Source organism: Magnetococcales bacterium (genome assembly GCA_015232395.1).
Lineage (GTDB): Bacteria > Pseudomonadota > Magnetococcia > Magnetococcales > JADFZT01 > JADFZT01.
Window position 1 is genome coordinate 1 of sequence record JADFZT010000036.1, and the last position, 16,577, is coordinate 16,577.

The window sequence follows — 16,577 nt, forward strand, 5'->3', positions numbered from 1 at the left end:
TCCTGGTCGGAACGCCTTTCCACCCGGCTGGGTCGATGCACCCAAGCCGGACCCAACCAACCCCAGGGAATCACCTCGCCATTGAGGTCGGGCAGGGAAAGACCTGCCTCACTCAACGCCAATACACGATGCTGTTTGGCCCGGTGGCCTCTCACCATCACCAGAATGGCACAACCGATCAACACCGATACCAGAGCCCCCACCAACCCGATACGCCAGCGACCGCTCATCCCCATAAATCCCGCCATCCCGGTCAGTACCCCAAAAAAAGCCAGGCGATGGGGGGTTCCCCAGCGGGGGGAGGACAAGGGGAGGTAGAGGGGCGTTTGCAGCCCTTGCCGGCGATAGGTTTCCATCGGGTTCATCCAGTGGTTTCCTTTCCTGTGTGCCGATTTTCCAGCCGATCTTTCGACCCGCCACACCTGCCAAAAAAAATCTCTGGAGCCAGGGGGGGCAGGGGATCGGTTCTGAACGTGGCGAATGCATCCATTGGCTTGAAAAGGTAGGGGAGGGGAGGTCATCCCGCAAGGTGGAGAGGAGAATGGATCGACAGGTGTCGGGTTCTTGTGGAGCTGAGGAATAAAAAGGGATGATGAATCAACGGAGTTCAAAAAAGGTCAACCGAAAAAATGCCGCACCCTGACCTGACGGTGGTTTCCTGGTGTCTCCCCAGGAAACCACCATAGGAGTTTATAGCCACTTATTCTCTGATTCAGCCTTTACTCAGATTTAGCCTCCTATTCGGTACAACCCCTGAGGCCCTATTCAACCTGTTTGCAGATGGTGCGGATGCGATCAGCCACCCGTTGACGATCCTGATCGAGTACCTGTTTGAGATCATCGAAGGTGGTGAGCACATTTTGCCATTTTTCGATCAGCTCCACCGACAGCACTGGAGCCATGGTTTCCGGGTCAAAATCAGCCGGGGTGGCGGTGGCCCCCTCCTGGGTCAGATTTTGGGCATCGAATGTGGCCAACATGCGATCAAAAAGCGCTTTTTGAAACGCCTCCCAAGAGGCCTCCTGACCCGCACCGATGCGGAAATGGCGCTTCATATCCTGGAGAGTGCCATCCCTGGGGCCCAACCCTTTCCAGCTCCCCTCCGACCCCGAGTGGAAGGCTGCCGGATTATGGCACATGGGACCACACTTATCGGTGTCGTAGGCACTCACCACCTGGGGAAGGGTGGCCGTGGCCAAAAACAGCCCTGCGACAATCATGGTTTTTCTGCTGCAAACGTTCATGATGCTCTCCTTTGACCCTGTTTCAGGTGGAAGTGGTTGACTGGTTGGCATGCCTGATCATCACTCTGGAAACCCGGCGGCTGACCCAAGAGATGTGGCCTCTACCTGGCGCAGGGCATTGACGATCATGCGGTCATAGATCGGCGTGCTGACCGGGTTGCGATTCAACACCAATAGGCGAAATCGCTCCCAGGCCGAATTCTGGGTGGAAGGGGAAACGAAACGGGCCTGCATCTGCTCAAAATGCCCCTCCCGTGGCCCCAGCCCCTGCCACGCCATGGGTCCACTCCCTCCCTGCCAGGCCATGGGCACGTGGCACATGGGACCACAATAACTCGACTCCTGGGCCCAACCCGGTTCATTCAAGGAACAGTTGCCCACCAGAACCACCGCCGAAACCATCACCAATTTTTGGATAGCGTTCATGGGATCAAACTCCTCTTTGGCTTACCGGTCACATCTGCCCACCTGACCGCTGGATCTCTCCTGGGGATAAATCTCCGATAGAAGCGCCTGTGGCATTGGACCCGGCCCCCTGGAGCCTCAATGCGATCTCCTGGGCCAAGGTCTCTGGAAGATAGGCTTCCATCCAACGATTCAACGCCGTCATCGTCGCTGGATCGGGTTGACTGGGAATCTGTCTGAACCGGGCAATGACCCAGTTTTCAGCGTTCAGACGATAGGCCTCGATGAGCCCTTCGATCAGCTTTCGAACCAAAGTAAAATTTTCCGGAGAGAGCTGGAACGGCAGGGGGTCCATCGTCACCTCGTCATCCGGAAAAGAGGAGCCTGGTTTCCAATCCCAATCCATCTCCCCAGTGGCAGCCTTTACCCTGGATAAGAGCAATTACCAGGCCCAATTCAGAGGGAATGGCACTCTGATATAAAACAATCATTTCTCTTTATTTAACTGTCAGTTGCGAAGGATCAAATCCGGGGATCCGGCAGAGAGTCCAAAAGGATGTGGCGACTTGTGAAGGGTTGTGCCATAAATGACATGTCAGTATGTGTTGGATGTCATTTTCGTCATATTGCTACCCCTTGATGACCCTGGAAGAGGCCCTCTCCGGGGATGACCGGGAGCGACCGATGTCTGAACAACCCGACAGCCAGAATCTCCTCAACTGCCATCCGGAGCCGGCCCTGCTGCTGGACCGGGCATTTCGCATTTTGGCGGCCAATCGCCCCTACCTTGAAAACTATGGCGGGAATAAAACCGGAGCGGTGATCGGGGCGTTCTGCTTTGCCACCTCCCACCATCTGGATCAACCCTGCGCCCATCACAACCATCCCTGCCCCCTGGCCCGGGCAGCCGAAACGGGTGTGCCTCAGCGGGCGCTGCACATTCATCACACCCGCCGGGGGGCGCTCTATGTGCATGTGGAAATCCTGCCCATCGTCGGGGACGACGGCGCCATCGGACCCTTCGTCGAAATCATCCGGCCCATCACCTTTGCCAGCCCCCAACCTTCGGCGACCGGCTTGGTGGGAAGTTCTCCAACCTTTGTCACCATGCTTGACATGATCCACCGGGTCGCCCCCAAGCCTTTTCCGGTATTGCTGCTGGGAGAGACCGGCACCGGCAAGGAGTTGGTGGCCCGGGCCATTCACGGGGCGAGCCGTCAATCCAAGGGACCATTTGTACCGGTGGAGTGTTCGGAGCTTGCGGAAAATCTCTTCGAAAGCGAACTTTTCGGCCACAAGCGGGGGGCCTTTACCGGGGCTGTGGCTGACAAGCCGGGTCTTCTGGAAACCGCCCACGGGGGAACGCTTTTTCTGGATGAAGTGGGGGAGATCCCCCTGCAACAGCAGGTTAAATTATTGCGCGCCCTGGAGACCCTGAGCTTTCGTCAGGTAGGAGAGACCAAATCCCGGCTGGTGGATTTTCGTCTGATTTCAGCCACCAATCAGGATCTCAAAGGAATGATGGATGCGGGCACCTTTCGCCCGGATCTCTACTACCGGATCAGCGCCTTTCCCATTCAACTCCCCCCCCTGCGTGAGCGGGTTTCAGATATTCCCCTGGTGGCCTGCTCCCTGTTGGAGCGCATTACGTTGGATAAACGGGTGACCCTTTCACAAGCGGCCGCCGCTCTCCTGAAACACTATCCCTTTCCAGGAAATGTCCGGGAGCTGCAAAACATGTTGGAGCGGGCTTTTCTGCTCTCAGGGGGAGGTCTGCTGTTACCGGAACACTTTCCCGACATCTCCCCCAATGGATCTCCCCCACTCCCCCAGCCGGAAAACCAACTGACCCAAACCCCAGCCGAAGAAGAACCGATTCTATCGCTGAAAGAGGTGGAACAGCGCTATCTGATCCAGGCGCTTGCCCGCTATCCCAACGACCGGCAAGCCCTGGCCGATCAACTGGGAATCAGCCTGCGGACCCTTTTTCGGAAACTGGAGGCATTGCCCTCTTCCCTTCGCAACGGTGACCCAAAACAATGAACGCCCATCCGACCTCAAGCCTGGAGACCCTGGAACCATCAAAAGCAATAGCCTCTTACCGAACCCGGGCCTACCTGTTAGAATGATTCCTTCTGATAGCGAAAGAATCCCCTTCTCATAAACTAAAAAGGCCTTCCCATGCCCCCCCTCCACCGCGTTCCCCTGCTGCTCACCCTTCTGCTGCCACTCCTTATGCCGGGTCAAGCCTGGGGATTTACCGATGTCACCAGCGACCGGTGGGGGTATGAATCCATCGAAATCCTCTCCTCAGCAGCAATCACCAGTGGCTGTGACAGCGAAAACTTTTGCCCGGACAACACCCTGCAACGAGCTGAAATGGCGATCTTTCTGCTCCGCAGCCAATATGGCTCCGACTATGCCCCCTCTACCGCCACGGGGACGGTATTCGACGATGTGGCGGCGGACTATTGGGCGGGTAGCTTTGTGGAGCGGCTCTCCGAGTTGGGTATCACCAGCGGCTGCACGGCCACTGAATTTTGCCCCAGCCGGGAGATCACCCGAGGAGAGATGGCGATCTTTCTGCTTCGGACCAAATATGGCTCCGACTATCAACCCCCCTCATCCACGGGAGCGGTTTTTGGGGACATTTCAGCCGACTATTGGGCCGCTTCGTTCATCGAACAGCTCTCCGCCGAAGGGCTCACCGACGACACCTTCGACACCACCCGCGAGTGTGACGAAGGCCACTTTTGCCCGAGCCTCACCATCAACCGGGCGGAAATGGCGGTTTTTTTGGTACGCACCTTTGAGCTGACCGCTGATGATGATTCCGGTAGCGGCACACAAACCGGGGAGATGGCTCTGACCAGTAGCGCCATTGAGGATGGGGAAATTCTCGACGATTACAAATGCGAACAGAAGGTGGATGATATCGAGGATTCCATTCCCCTGGCCTGGTCCGGGGTGCCCGACTCTGCCGGGTCGCTGGCCATCACCATGCACCACTACCCCAACTCCGAAGACACCACCCAGGCCAACGCCTACCTGCTGCTGTGGGATATCGACCCGTCAGTCACCGAAATAGCCCACGGTGGGGCGGATGATGGCGCGTGGTATATGGGTTCCAATAAAGACGGCACCGCCATCTCCTACACCTCCCCCTGCTCCCCTTCAGCCGGAAGCCACGAATATATCCTGACCCTCTACGCCCTCTCGGAAACCCCGGCCTCCCTGCCCAGCTACAGCACCCTGGATGTCACCTATGATGTGCTGCTGGAAGCCATCGAGAGTGTCACCGTGATCGAAACCACCACGTTAACTTTTGAGGATGTGACGGAATAATCCTTTATTTATCAAAATTTCGGACACAGTGCCCCCCTTACGCTGGCGTTTGGGCGGAGTGAGGGGAAGGAAAACGATCGCAAGGCTGAGACGTGATATGAACTGAAAGGTCTTCCCCCGGATGGAACGAATATGGCACCGTAACCTAATGGAAACCGGAGCAGTGACCGGTAGAAAAAAACTGGGCCATCAACACCAAGGATCTCCTGTGAGCGACCAAACCACTCTGACCCTCCCCGAAGCCCTGAATCTGGCGATGAGCCATCAAAAAGCGGGCCGCCTACAACAGGCTGAGGTCATTTATCAAAACATATTGAAGGCCCAGCCCAATCATCCTGCTGCCAATCACCTTCTCGGTGTTTTGGCCATTCAGGGAGGGCGATATGAAGTGGCAACAAGCTTGATCAAAAAAGCGATCCAATGCCAACCTAATATTGCCGACTTTCACCTCAATCTTGGCAGTGCCTATCTGTTGGCAAAAAAATTTGACCAGGCCATCACCTGCTTCCGTCAAGCCCTGACCCTACAACCCAACCTGGCAGAAGCATTTTGCAACCTGGGCATCGCCCTTTGGGAAACCGAAAGGTGGCATGATGCCATCGTCAGCTACAATCAGGCGCTTGCTTTTAAGCCAAATTACCCGACGGCTCTGTTCAATCTGGGTCTCGCCCTGGCAAATCAAGGGCAATCGGAAAAGGCGCTCACCTATTATCAAAAATCCCACGAACACCTTCCAAATTCTTACAGATACCTAAGCAGTTATCTGTTCATGTTGAGTCATCTGCGCATCAACGATCCTGGAATCATTATCGACACTCACCAAAAAATGGAGCAAATCCATGCGCGGGTAGGCCGAGGAAAGATCCAACCCCATGATATCACCGCAAGAAGCGCAAACCCCCGTCTGCGGATCGGCTATGTCTCCCCTGACTTCCGAAATCACGCAGTCAGTTATTTTATCGAACCCATCCTGCGCAACCATGATCGAAGCCGGTTTGAAATATTTGCCTATGCCGAGGTATCCAAGCCGGACGCAACAACGCACAAACTGCGATCACGGGTGGATACCTGGCGTTCGACGATCAAACTGAGTGACGAGCAACTAGCCAAAACCATCCATGCGGACCAAATCGATATCCTGGTCGATCTGGCAGGCCACACAATCAATAATCGTCTGACCACCTTTACCTATAAACCAGCCCCGATTCAGGCCACCTATCTGGGCTATTTTGCCACCACTGGTCTGAAGAGCATGGATTATTGGATTACCGATACCACTATCCATCCCCAAGATGACATGCAGTGGACAACTGAATCTCTCTATCGGCTGCCGCGTTGTTACATGTGCTATCAACCCCGTGCGGGTCTGCCCGAACCGGTAAAAAGCCCCCGAGGGGATGAGACCGTTATTTTTGGATCCTTCAATACCATGGGCAAAATCATGCCCAAAGTCCTCAATGCCTGGTGTCAGATCTTACAACGCGCTCCAAACTCCCGTTTACTGCTGAAAAATAAAATGCTGGGAGACAAACACCTGGCCGAGGAAATGCTGGCCTATTTTACTCATCACGGGATTGAACCGAAACGGATTCACCTTGTCGCCAGAGTCCCGACCTACAACGACCACATGGCCATGTATTCGGAAATGGATATCGCCCTGGACACCTTTCCCTATACTGGCGCAACCACCACAGCGGATGCCCTGTGGATGGGAGTTCCTGTGGTGACTTTGGCAGGCCGCCATTTTGTCGAACGCATGAGCTTAAGTCTGTTGTCAGCGGTGGGACATCCAGAATGGAGCGCCGAAAATCTGGACGACTATGTAGACTTGGCGGTTGATATGGCAGCCCGGGGAGTCAGGTCCAGCCAAGAACGGCAGGCGCTCCGCCAACAGATGGCTGCATCCCCTTTGTGCGACCCACAGGGGATGACCCAAAGCCTGGAAGAGGCCTATCGGAAAATGTGGCTGATGAAAGTAGCTGAACAGGAAGAATAAACCGTTTCAATTGAAAATCAGATATATCGTGATCTGCCAATCTCCCTTTTTTTTCATCACTCTCATGCAGATAGGGATCCAGGGCGTAGATCGTAGACAGCCATTTCAATGTTCGCTCAATAGAGCCACGCTATCACGTCCAATCTCCTCCCAAGTAGTGCCTGGGAAGCCGCTTGCCCAATCGGCAGATCACCTCATAGGGGATGGTTTGCTGCCAGGATGACATCTCCTCCAGAGAAATCGCCCCGGCTTCGCTCCCTCCCATCAAAGTCACCCGGTCCCCCACCCGGGCTTGGGGAATATCGGTAATATCCAGGGTGATGAGATCCATGCAGACCCGTCCCACCACCGGCGCTCGACAACCGTGCAGCGTCATCATCCCCCGGTTGCTCAAAAAACGTGGATAGCCATCGGCATAACCCACGGGAATCTGGGCCAGGCGGGTGGGACGGCTGGTGGTGAAGGTGTGGCCATAGCCGATGGCGGTGCCGGAGGGGAGTTCTTTCACTTGCAGAATGCGGCTCAGCCAGGTGACCACCGGTTTCAGTCCGGTTTCCCGGGTATCTGGAAAAAAAGGCGAGCCCCCATAGAGCATGATACCGGGGCGCAGCCAATCAAAGTGGGTCTCGGGGTGAGCCAGAATGGCGGCGCTGTTGGCGAGGGAGGCGGTCAACTGGAGCCTGGCTATTTCAGGCTGTTGCAGCAGCCCCGAAAATCGGTCTGTTTGCGCCGCTGTTTCCGGGCGTTGTGGTTCATCGGCACAGGCCAGATGGGAGGCGATGCCCACCACCCGGATCCCTGGCAGCCTGGTCAACTCTGCCAGCACCTCCGCCACCTCCTCTACCCCAAACCCCAACCGCCCCATCCCGGTATCCACCTTCAGATGGACCGCTACCGGCCGCTCTTGGGGGGCGTGTTGGGAAAGCCTCCGGGCTGCGGCCAAATCATACAAAAAAGGCTCCAGCCCCAGATCCACCACCCGGGACTCCTCCCCGGGTGAAAATCCGGAAAGAAGCCGAATGGGGCCGGTGATGCCCCCCCCACGCAACGCTTCAGCCTCCTTGATCAGGGCCACACAAAACCCCGGGGCACCGATCTGCTGCAACGCCCTGGCGATGGGTACCGCACCCAGGCCATAGCCATCGGCCTTGACCACCGGAAACACCTCTACACCATTTCCAGCGCTACCTTGAGTTCCAACCCGGCTTTGACCCCCAGCCTTTTTTCGAGCCAGGTTAAAATTATGCACCACCGCTTCCAGGTCGATCTCCAACCAGGTAGGCCGACCCGACCCTGGCGTTTGGGTATCCATTCAAAACCCCTGGGGGGCTGCATGGTTTTCGAAGCGGGTAAATTTTTTCAGGAAGGTGAGCTTGACCGCCCCGACGGGGCCGTTACGCTGCTTGGCGATGATCGCCTCGGCCAACCCTTCCAGGCTCGGGTCGTCCTTTTTGTAGACCTCCTCCCGATAGACAAACATCACCACATCGGCATCCTGCTCAATGGCCCCGGACTCCCGAAGATCCGAAAGAATCGGTCGCTTGTCGGGCCGTTTTTCCACCTCCCGGGAGAGCTGGGAGAGGGCGATGACCGGTATGCTCAACTCCTTGGCGACCGATTTGAGCCCCCGGGAAATTTCGGAAATCTCCTGCACCCGGTTATCGCTGCTGCCGGAAGATCCGGTCATGAGCTGGAGATAATCGACCACGATCATCTGAATATCCTTTTCCCGCTTCAGGCGTCTGGCCTTGGAGCGCAGGGCCATCACCGAAATCGCCGGGGTGTCGTCAATATAGAGCGGTGCGGCGGAAAGCTCCCCGGCGGCATTGATCAGGCGGCCATATTCGTCATCCTTGATCCAACCGGTTCGCAATCCCTGGGCATCCACCCGGGCGGTGGAGGCGAGCAGACGCATGACCAGCTGCTCCTTGGACATCTCCAGAGAAAAAACCCCCACCCCCACCTTGTGCCCCAACGCGGCATTTTCGGCAATGTTCATGGCCAGAGCCGTCTTGCCCATGGAGGGACGCCCTGCCAGGATGATCAGATCCGATGGTTGCAGGCCAGCGGTCATCTTGTCCATATCCTCATAGCCCGAAGGCACCCCGGTGACCGCCTCCTTGCGCTCCATGAGCTTGTCGATACGCTCAAAGACCGGCGTCAGGATTGATTTTACATCATAATAGGCTGAACGCCGCTGGTCCCGCCCTTCAGCGACAGAAAAAATCCGCTGCTCGGCATCATCCAGCACCTCGTCCACCTTGCGCCGGGGATCCCGATAGACCCCTTCGACGATCCCGGTAGCCTGTCGGGCCAGCTCCCGAAGCACCGACTTGTCGTGAACCAGGCGGGCATAAGCCTTGACATTGGCGATGGCAGGGACAGTATTGACCAGTTCGGCCAAGTAAGCTGCACCACCAATGGAGGTTAACTCTTCCTGCTTTTCCAGATACTGTTTTAATATAACCGTATCCGCAGGCTCTCCCCGGTCGTCCAGGGTTTGGATCGCTTTGAAGACAATACGGTGTGCGGCCACATAAAAATCGTCTGGAGCCAGGACATCGGCCACCTGGTCCAGGGTATCGTTATCCAGGAGAATGGCCCCCAGCACCGACTGCTCCGCCTCCATGGAGTAGGCTGGCTGTCTGGAAGCAGGACCGTCGATTCCGGCATCATATCCCATGCTGGAATAGTTCAGCTCCGGGGCCATGTTCGGGGCCATCTCCAGGGGAGGGGCATAGGCAGCCAGGACAGAGGGATCCAGGGTGTTCAGAGCCGATGGGTCCGGAGAGATCCCAGCCGGTGGGGCCAAGGAGAGACTCTCCTGTTCCAGCCCGGTTTTTCCTTCCACCGGCAGACCGGGATCGACAGAAAACGGGGGCTCGGTTGGTATTTCATTCATAAGGGTTGGTCCCAGGGTTGGTCCATCAGGGGGGGTTCGACATGACAGGGCACATTACACTACGGTTGGCAACTGATCAAAAGGCGACTTGCAAAACAGGTGGTTTAAGGGCGAAATATAGATTCATTTCCTTCAAGACGGCTGACACGGTATGACGGTACGGGATAAAGACGGCGGGCTGCACTATGGTCATCGGGGCCGACTGCGGCGACGGTTTCAGCAGGAAGGGCTGGAAGGGTTCGAGGATCATCAAGTCCTGGAACTTCTGCTCTTCAACGCCCTGCCCAGGCAGGATACCAATAAAATCGCCCATCGGCTGCTGCAACGATATGGCTCCCTCTCCGCCGCCCTGGAGGCAGACCCCAAGGATATCGCCACCATTCCGGGCATGGGGCAGGCTGCCGCCGCCTTTCTCAGCCTCATTCCCCCCTTGACCCGCTACTACCTCACCGATCGATCCAAGCGGATCAAAAAGCCCCTGAACGAAATTCACCGCAGCCTCAACTATGTCATCCCCCTCATGGCAGGCCGCACCGAAGAGGTGTTCTACGTCCTCTGCCTCGACAGCCAGTGCCGCCTGCTCTTCCCGGCCCTCATCAGCCACGGTACAGTCAAGGAGGCTCTGGTTCACCCCCGTCATGTGGTGGAAGCCGCTTTGCGCCACAAGGCAGCCAGCGTCATTCTGGCCCACAACCACCCCTCAGGCCACCCGGAACCCTCCCGCTCCGACATCCAATTTACCCAGCTCCTGCAGAGATCGTTGATTCCCATCGGTATTCGGGTGTTGGATCACATCATCGTCACCGGCAACGAAGGCATCTCCATGGCCCAGGAGGGGTTTTTGGATGATTGATGCCCGTCTCGGGACCAGCCGGTCGCGACTGCCGGGGCTTGGTATCCTGTTTTTCCTGAAAATTCACCTGTACTTCGACTCGTCGGTTAAGCAAAATATACTTAACTGTAAAAAGTAAATTCAAACCAATCAAACCAAAATGCGGTTTTTCTCCCAAAATTCGATTCAATCCTGTTATCCTGACACAAAAAATTGTTTGGCCTTTTAAAAAACAATCGAAATATTCGGTTACTTTATCTGACATCAAGGCATGAATACCATCAGAGCAAAATCCACCCCAAAGGTAGAAGGGTAGCTGGAATCCCCGCTCCCTTTGGCAGCAAAGGTCCGGGGTGTTGGATGCTCCATGTTCAGATATAGCAGGCCTAACTAAAAATTGGACACTCCTCCCTGACTCGTCATCCCCGCGAAGGCGGGGATCCAGGGAGATAATCATGGCCCTCAAGGAAAAAACAAATCTTCAGTAAGGGCGGAATTTTGTTGAAAGTGAAACAAGATTTGGAAAGGTTCGTGTCGGCCCCTCTGGATTCCCGCCTTCGCGGGAATGAAGGCAAAAGTGCAACGGCATATGTCCAATTCTTGATTCGAATTGCTATAAAATGGCGAGAGGCTAAACTCCAGGCAGACCACGCTTTCCAGTTTATTCCGGAACAAGGTTCGCTTTTTTTCAACCTCTCTGGACCAATACTGACCCAACCTCAAGGTTCATGGCCCAGCAACCACACACCCAACAGCCGGGAGAGGCCATCGATTCTCCCCGACAACGCCGATCTCCCCTGCACAAGGGAATAACCATCCTGTTGCTGGGGATGGCGCTCATCGGCAGCTACTGGGTTTCCCTCAACAACTATCTCCTCTTCCACAGCCTGGCCGAAGGGTTCAGCATTGTGGTCGCCATCGGCATTTTCATGGTGGCCTGGAACACCCGCCGATTTCACGACAACCATTTTTTTCTGTTTTTGGGCATCGCTTATCTTTTCATCGGCATTCTCGATCTTTTTCACGCCCTGGCCTACAACGGTATGGGTGTTTTTCCCGATCGCGGTCCCAACCCGGCCACCCAGCTCTGGATTGCCACCCGCTATCTGGAGGCTCTCTCCCTGCTCATCGCCATTCCCTTTCTGAAACGCACCTTTCAGGGAGAATGGCTGCTGTTTCTCTATACCGTTGTAACGGGGCTGTTGCTGTTTTCGATCCTGGTCTGGGACATTTTTCCCGACTGCTTCGTTCCGGGTCTGGGGCTCACCCCCTTTAAAATTATCAGCGAATATGCGATCAGCATGATTTTGCTGGCCAGCCTCATGGCGCTCTTCAACCATCGCCATGGGCTGGACCGGGAAGTGTGGCGGCTGTTGGCGGGTTCGATTCTCCTCACCATCCTGGCCGAGATGGCTTTTACCTTTTATATCAGTGTATTTGGCTTTTCGAATTATATCGGCCACATGCTCAAGATCGGCTCCTTTTATCTCATCTACCTGGGGGTGATCAAAAAAGGCCTCAACCATCCCCTGGAGGTGCTCACTCATGATTTTCGCCGTAGCGAGGAAAAATTCCGGGCCATCTCCCAATCTGCCCGGGAGGCGGTGATCTCCATCAACGAACGGGGTCAGGTCACCTTCTGGAACAACGGCGCCGTCACCATCTTCGGTTTTCCCCCGGAAGAAATTCTCGGTCAATCCCTGGACCGGATCATCCCGAAAAGATTCCGCCTGGCTCACAATCAGGCACTCCTGCGGGCCAACACGTCGGGGCAGACCCGGCTGGCTGGCAAGGTGGTGGAGCTTTTTGGTGTGCGCAAAACCGGTGAAGAGTTTCCCATCGCCATCTCCATCGTCTCCTGGGCGGTGGAGGGGGAGCGCTCCTATTCTGCCATCGTTCGGGATATCACCGAGCGCAAACAGCTGGAGGGAGATCTTAAAAAATTTCGCCATCTGATCGATCAATCCCGGGATGCCATCTTTGTGATCGATCCCGATTCCGGGCAATTTTTGGACGCCAACCATTCCGCTGCCGCGCACCTGGGATACAGCCGGGAGCAACTGCTCACCATGAGGGTCATCGATATCGATGGGGCAATCACCTCACCCGAGCAGTGGCAGGACCATGCAAACCAACTGAGAGAGGTCGGCGATCTGGTTTTCGAAGGAACCCATACCCACCGGGATGGTCACAAGATTCCCGTGGAAATCAGTGTCCGCTATCTCCACACCCCGGACAAACCCTATCTGGTGGCTTCCAGCCGGGACATCACCGAGCGAAAAAAACTCGACCAGGAGCGGGATGACACCCAAAAACGCCTGAAGCATCAACGGGAAACTTTGCTGCATTTGGCCAAAAACCGGGAAATCATGGCCGGTGATCTCAGCCAATCGATCCGCCTGATCACCGAAGCCGCTGCCCGGGGGCTGGGGGTGGGGCGGGCCAGTGTCTGGCTCTACAGCGAAAACCGTACTGCCATTCGGGCATTGGATCTTTTCGAAGTTCAAACCGGGGCCCATTCAGGGGGGCAGGCGCTCTTTAAAAAAGATTTTCCAGGCTATTTCAGCGCCATGGAAGATGACCGCATCATTGCGACCAACGACGCCCAAAGGGATCCCCGAACCTTGGAATTTCGGGATCCCTATCTGATTCCCAACGGCATCTCCGCCCTGCTCGACGCCCCGATTCGCTCCCAGGGGGATACCATCGGCGTGGTGTGTCACGAACATCTGGGCCAACCCCGCACCTGGACCACCGACGAACAACATTTTGCCGGTTCCATCGCCGACATGGTGGCCCTGGCCATGGAAGCGAGCCACCGCCTGGAAGCCGTGGTCCGACAAAACAACCAGCTGGCCTTTCAGCAAACCCTGATGGAAACCATCCCGGTGCCGATTTTTTTCATGGACACCGAAGGGCTCTATCTGGGCTGCAACAAGGCCTTCGAACTTTTTCTCAAGGAGTCCCGGGAAAACATCATCGGCAAGACGGTTTTTGAGACCGCCCCCAGGGATCTGGCCGAAGAGGCCCATGGCAAGGATGGGGAGTTGCTTTCAACCGTGGGTGTTCAGGTCTATGAATCGGAATTTCAGGATGCCCGGGGGGAGCGCCACAACGTCATCTTTCACAAGGCCTCCTATACCGATGCCGGTGGTCGAATCAGCGGCCTGGTGGGGGTGATTCTGGATATCTCCGAACGCAAGCAAATGGAGCGTTCACTCCTGAAAGCCTCTGAGGAAGCCAAGGCCGCCAACCTGGCCAAAAGCGCCTTTCTGGCCGCCATGAGCCACGAAATCCGCACCCCCCTCAACACCATTCTCGGCATGAATGAACTGCTCGTGGAGAGCCAGCTCAATCCCGATCAAAACCACTATGTGGATATCTCCCTGCGCTCCGGCAAGGCGCTCATGTCGCTGATCAACGACATTCTCGACCTCTCCAAAATCGAAGCCGGACAGATGGAGCTTTATCTGGCTCCCTTTGATTTTGGCAACCTTCTGCAAAACATCATCGACATCCTCTCGGTCCGGGCCAAGGACAAGGGAATCGATCTGAAATCCCGCATCTCCCCCAACATTCCCTTGACCGTCCGGGGGGATCAGCAACGTTTCCAGCAGGTGCTCATCAACATCATCGGCAACGCCATCAAGTTTACCGAAACCGGCTCGGTGGTGGTCAAGGCGGAACCGGAAACCGATGGCCGTCTTCTGCTCTGTGTCACCGACACCGGAATGGGTATTTCCGAGGCCAACCAGGAGGTGATCTTTGCCCCCTTTTCCCAGGCGGACAGCAGTGTCGCCGGTCGCTTCGGGGGGACTGGTCTGGGGCTTGCCATCAGCCGTCATCTGGTCCATCAGATGGGGGGGGAAATCTGGGTCAAAAGCCAGGAAGGGAAGGGGAGTTCATTCTGTTTTACCGTCCGCTTTCCCGCCGTTGATAGCCCTGAAACGACCACCTCCACGACCCTTTCGGAGCGGCGGGCGCTGAATCGGGATTTTTTAAAAAAGGTCGGGGTGGCCAAGGCCCTGTCGATTTTGCTGGTGGAAGATAATCCGGACAACCGCCTGCTGGTCAAAGCCTTCCTCAAAAAAACCGCCCACCAAATCACCTATGCTGAAAATGGCCAGATCGCCTTGGAAAAATTTAAAACCGGCCACTTCCATCTGGTTTTCATGGATATTCAGATGCCGGTCATGGATGGCTACACCGCCACCATGAAAATACGTGCCTGGGAAGCACAAACCCGAGCCAAACCCACCCCCATCATCGCCCTGACCGCCCATGCCATGCGGGAGGTTTCAGAGCGCAGTCGGGTGGCGGGCTGTGATTTTCATCTCCCCAAGCCCATCTCCAAAGGGCGGCTTTTGGGCATTTTGGATCGCTTTTCCCGGATTCATTCAACCGATACCGGGGATAGGGAAAAGGCGGGCTGAAACCAAAACCATTTGGCCCGCTTACCTCTTGGCCCACTCAACTCAGCTTTTGCAAAATGGGCAAAAGCTCCCTGGCCTTGGGCCCCACCAAGACCACCACCCTGTTTTCCGGTTGGGTCAATGCCCGGGCCAGCTGGGGCAGCGCCAAAGGATCCACCGCCTGGATACACTCCCAGGAGCGGGAAAAAGGCTCCTGGATCTCAAACAGCGGATCAGCCACATACCGCTCCATCATCTCCGAAGGGCGATCCAGCGCGCTCATCAACCCGGCCCGCCAACGGGTGATCAACCGCTGCCACTCCGCCTCCGGGGGGGGAGCCTCTCCCAGACGATCCAACTCCGCCATCAGGGCCAGATAGACCTCCTCCAGATTGTCCGGAGAAACCGAAGCCCCCACCTCCAGAGCGCCGGTATCGGAATGGAGGGTCATGGAGGCCCAAACGTCATACACCAAGCCCTTTTTTTCCCGTACCGTGGATTGCAGTCGGGAGGAAAAACCGTCGTCCAGGAGGCGACGTAGCGCGGCCACGGGATGATAGTCACAGCTGCGCAGGCCACCGGTCCGAAAGGAGATGGTCAGGCCGAATTGTGCGGTCTGGTCGTTCACCGCCACCCAGTGGGGGCCGACAGGCATGGGGGGGGGGAGGGGGGGCAGAGCCAGGGATCCCGCCCCGGGATAGAGCTTGGGCGCCGACGGCAAGCTGCCCAACACGCGATCACAAAGAGCCACTGCCTGCCCCTGCTCCACAGGCCCGAAAAAGGCGATAGCCATGTTGGAAGCACAATAATAGTTGCCCAAAAAACGCCTCAAAGCGGCCTCATCAATCCCGGCCAAGCTTTCCCGGGTGCCCAATATGGGGCGCGCCAAGGGGTGTTCGGGCCAGAGCTTTGCCCCAGCCAACACCCCCATGTTGGTCATCTCCCCCTGGTCGTTTTCATCCTCCCGCATCTCCGCCAGCACCACCTTGCGTTCGGTCTCAAGCCCAGCCAAAGCGGGCTGGGTAAACATTTCACAAAACAGCTCCAAAGCTTCATCCAGATGCTCCGGAGGCATGGTGATCCAGTAGGCGTTGGTCTCCTGCCCGGTGGCGGCATTCATGTCAGCAGCCAGGGATTCCAGCTTTTCGTGAAAGCGGGTGGGGTCGGGAATGGAAGCGATCCCCTTGAAAAGCATATGCTCCAACAGATGGGCAATCCCGACCTCCTCTTCCCGTTCAAAGCGGGAACCGGCCCGCACAAAAAGGGTCACCCCCACTTCGTGGAGCCAGGGCATGGGAAAGGTGGCGACCATCAGACCATTATCGAGTCGGCTCCGCTGAAACCGGGGCTCGGGTATGGGCAGCGCCGAAAATGGAGACCTGGCAAGAGAGGGAGAATTTTTCATGGATGGCTCTGATTTGGATCGATTTTGGGCCATGAC

The 16,577-nt window shown here is 56.4% G+C and carries 12 protein-coding genes; 5 read left to right on the forward strand and 7 right to left on the reverse strand.

Annotated elements, in window-relative coordinates:
* From HQL52_11170 to HQL52_11185, 4 genes are all read right to left on the reverse strand, one after another.
* Positions 1 to 365 (reverse strand): hypothetical protein (locus HQL52_11170; GenBank protein ID MBF0370004.1); only part of this gene is annotated, 365 nt, incomplete at its 3' end.
* A 396-nt stretch (positions 366 to 761) separates the two neighbouring features.
* A complete protein-coding gene (locus HQL52_11175) occupies positions 762 to 1,244 on the reverse strand; it encodes a hypothetical protein (GenBank protein ID MBF0370005.1) in 483 nt (160 codons plus the stop codon).
* Between the two features lie 60 nt (positions 1,245 to 1,304).
* A complete protein-coding gene (locus tag HQL52_11180; protein MBF0370006.1) occupies positions 1,305 to 1,670 on the reverse strand; it encodes a hypothetical protein in 366 nt (121 codons plus the stop codon).
* Between the two features lie 28 nt (positions 1,671 to 1,698).
* Entirely contained in the window at positions 1,699 to 2,055 is a 357-nt protein-coding gene (locus HQL52_11185) for a hypothetical protein (GenBank protein MBF0370007.1), read from the reverse strand.
* Between the two features lie 278 nt (positions 2,056 to 2,333).
* Between HQL52_11185 and HQL52_11190 the strand changes: the two genes are divergently transcribed.
* From HQL52_11190 to HQL52_11200, 3 genes are all read left to right on the forward strand, one after another.
* Complete coding sequence (locus HQL52_11190; GenBank protein ID MBF0370008.1) at positions 2,334 to 3,692, forward strand: sigma 54-interacting transcriptional regulator; 1,359 nt, start codon at positions 2,334 to 2,336, stop codon at positions 3,690 to 3,692.
* Between the two features lie 138 nt (positions 3,693 to 3,830).
* The gene (locus tag HQL52_11195; GenBank protein MBF0370009.1) at positions 3,831 to 4,994 is read left to right on the forward strand and encodes an S-layer homology domain-containing protein; all 1,164 of its coding nucleotides are present in this window, start codon (positions 3,831 to 3,833) and stop codon (positions 4,992 to 4,994) included.
* Positions 4,995 to 5,202: 208 nt separating this feature from the next.
* Positions 5,203 to 6,990, forward strand: coding sequence for a tetratricopeptide repeat protein (locus HQL52_11200; GenBank protein ID MBF0370010.1), 1,788 nt, complete (start codon positions 5,203 to 5,205; stop codon positions 6,988 to 6,990).
* 133 nt (positions 6,991 to 7,123) lie between these two features.
* Here HQL52_11200 and alr read toward each other — a convergent pair whose 3' ends face one another.
* Together alr and dnaB are read right to left on the reverse strand one after the other, a co-directional pair.
* Positions 7,124 to 8,302, reverse strand: coding sequence for an alanine racemase (alr, locus tag HQL52_11205; protein MBF0370011.1), 1,179 nt, complete (start codon positions 8,300 to 8,302; stop codon positions 7,124 to 7,126).
* Positions 8,303 to 9,673: a replicative DNA helicase gene (gene dnaB, locus HQL52_11210; protein MBF0370012.1), complete on the reverse strand. Its 1,371-nt coding sequence runs from the start codon at positions 9,671 to 9,673 to the stop codon at positions 8,303 to 8,305. It abuts the gene before it with no gap.
* Positions 9,674 to 10,043: 370 nt separating this feature from the next.
* On the opposite strand from dnaB, the gene radC reads away from it, so the two are divergent.
* Both radC and HQL52_11220 read left to right on the forward strand, forming a co-directional pair.
* Positions 10,044 to 10,745 (forward strand): DNA repair protein RadC, encoded by a 702-nt coding sequence (radC, locus tag HQL52_11215; protein MBF0370013.1) that lies wholly within the window; start codon positions 10,044 to 10,046, stop codon positions 10,743 to 10,745.
* A 707-nt stretch (positions 10,746 to 11,452) separates the two neighbouring features.
* The gene (locus tag HQL52_11220; GenBank protein MBF0370014.1) at positions 11,453 to 15,157 is read left to right on the forward strand and encodes a PAS domain S-box protein; all 3,705 of its coding nucleotides are present in this window, start codon (positions 11,453 to 11,455) and stop codon (positions 15,155 to 15,157) included.
* A gap of 37 nt (positions 15,158 to 15,194) precedes the next feature.
* Here the strand turns inward: HQL52_11220 and HQL52_11225 are convergent, their stop codons facing one another.
* Complete coding sequence (locus HQL52_11225; GenBank protein ID MBF0370015.1) at positions 15,195 to 16,574, reverse strand: insulinase family protein; 1,380 nt, start codon at positions 16,572 to 16,574, stop codon at positions 15,195 to 15,197.
* Between the last annotated feature and the right edge of the window lie 3 nt (positions 16,575 to 16,577).

Coding starts and splice junctions, on each gene's coding strand:
- alr (MBF0370011.1), bottom strand. CDS start 8,302: ATGGATACCCAAACGCCAGGGTCGGGTCGGCCTACCTGGTTGGAGATC.
- radC (MBF0370013.1), top strand. CDS start 10,044: ATGACGGTACGGGATAAAGACGGCGGGCTGCACTATGGTCATCGGGGC.
- HQL52_11180 (MBF0370006.1), bottom strand. CDS start 1,670: ATGAACGCTATCCAAAAATTGGTGATGGTTTCGGCGGTGGTTCTGGTG.
- dnaB (MBF0370012.1), bottom strand. CDS start 9,673: ATGGGATATGATGCCGGAATCGACGGTCCTGCTTCCAGACAGCCAGCC.
- HQL52_11220 (MBF0370014.1), top strand. CDS start 11,453: ATGGCCCAGCAACCACACACCCAACAGCCGGGAGAGGCCATCGATTCT.
- HQL52_11195 (MBF0370009.1), top strand. CDS start 3,831: ATGCCCCCCCTCCACCGCGTTCCCCTGCTGCTCACCCTTCTGCTGCCA.
- HQL52_11225 (MBF0370015.1), bottom strand. CDS start 16,574: ATGGCCCAAAATCGATCCAAATCAGAGCCATCCATGAAAAATTCTCCC.
- HQL52_11175 (MBF0370005.1), bottom strand. CDS start 1,244: ATGAACGTTTGCAGCAGAAAAACCATGATTGTCGCAGGGCTGTTTTTG.
- HQL52_11190 (MBF0370008.1), top strand. CDS start 2,334: ATGTCTGAACAACCCGACAGCCAGAATCTCCTCAACTGCCATCCGGAG.
- HQL52_11185 (MBF0370007.1), bottom strand. CDS start 2,055: ATGGATTGGGATTGGAAACCAGGCTCCTCTTTTCCGGATGACGAGGTG.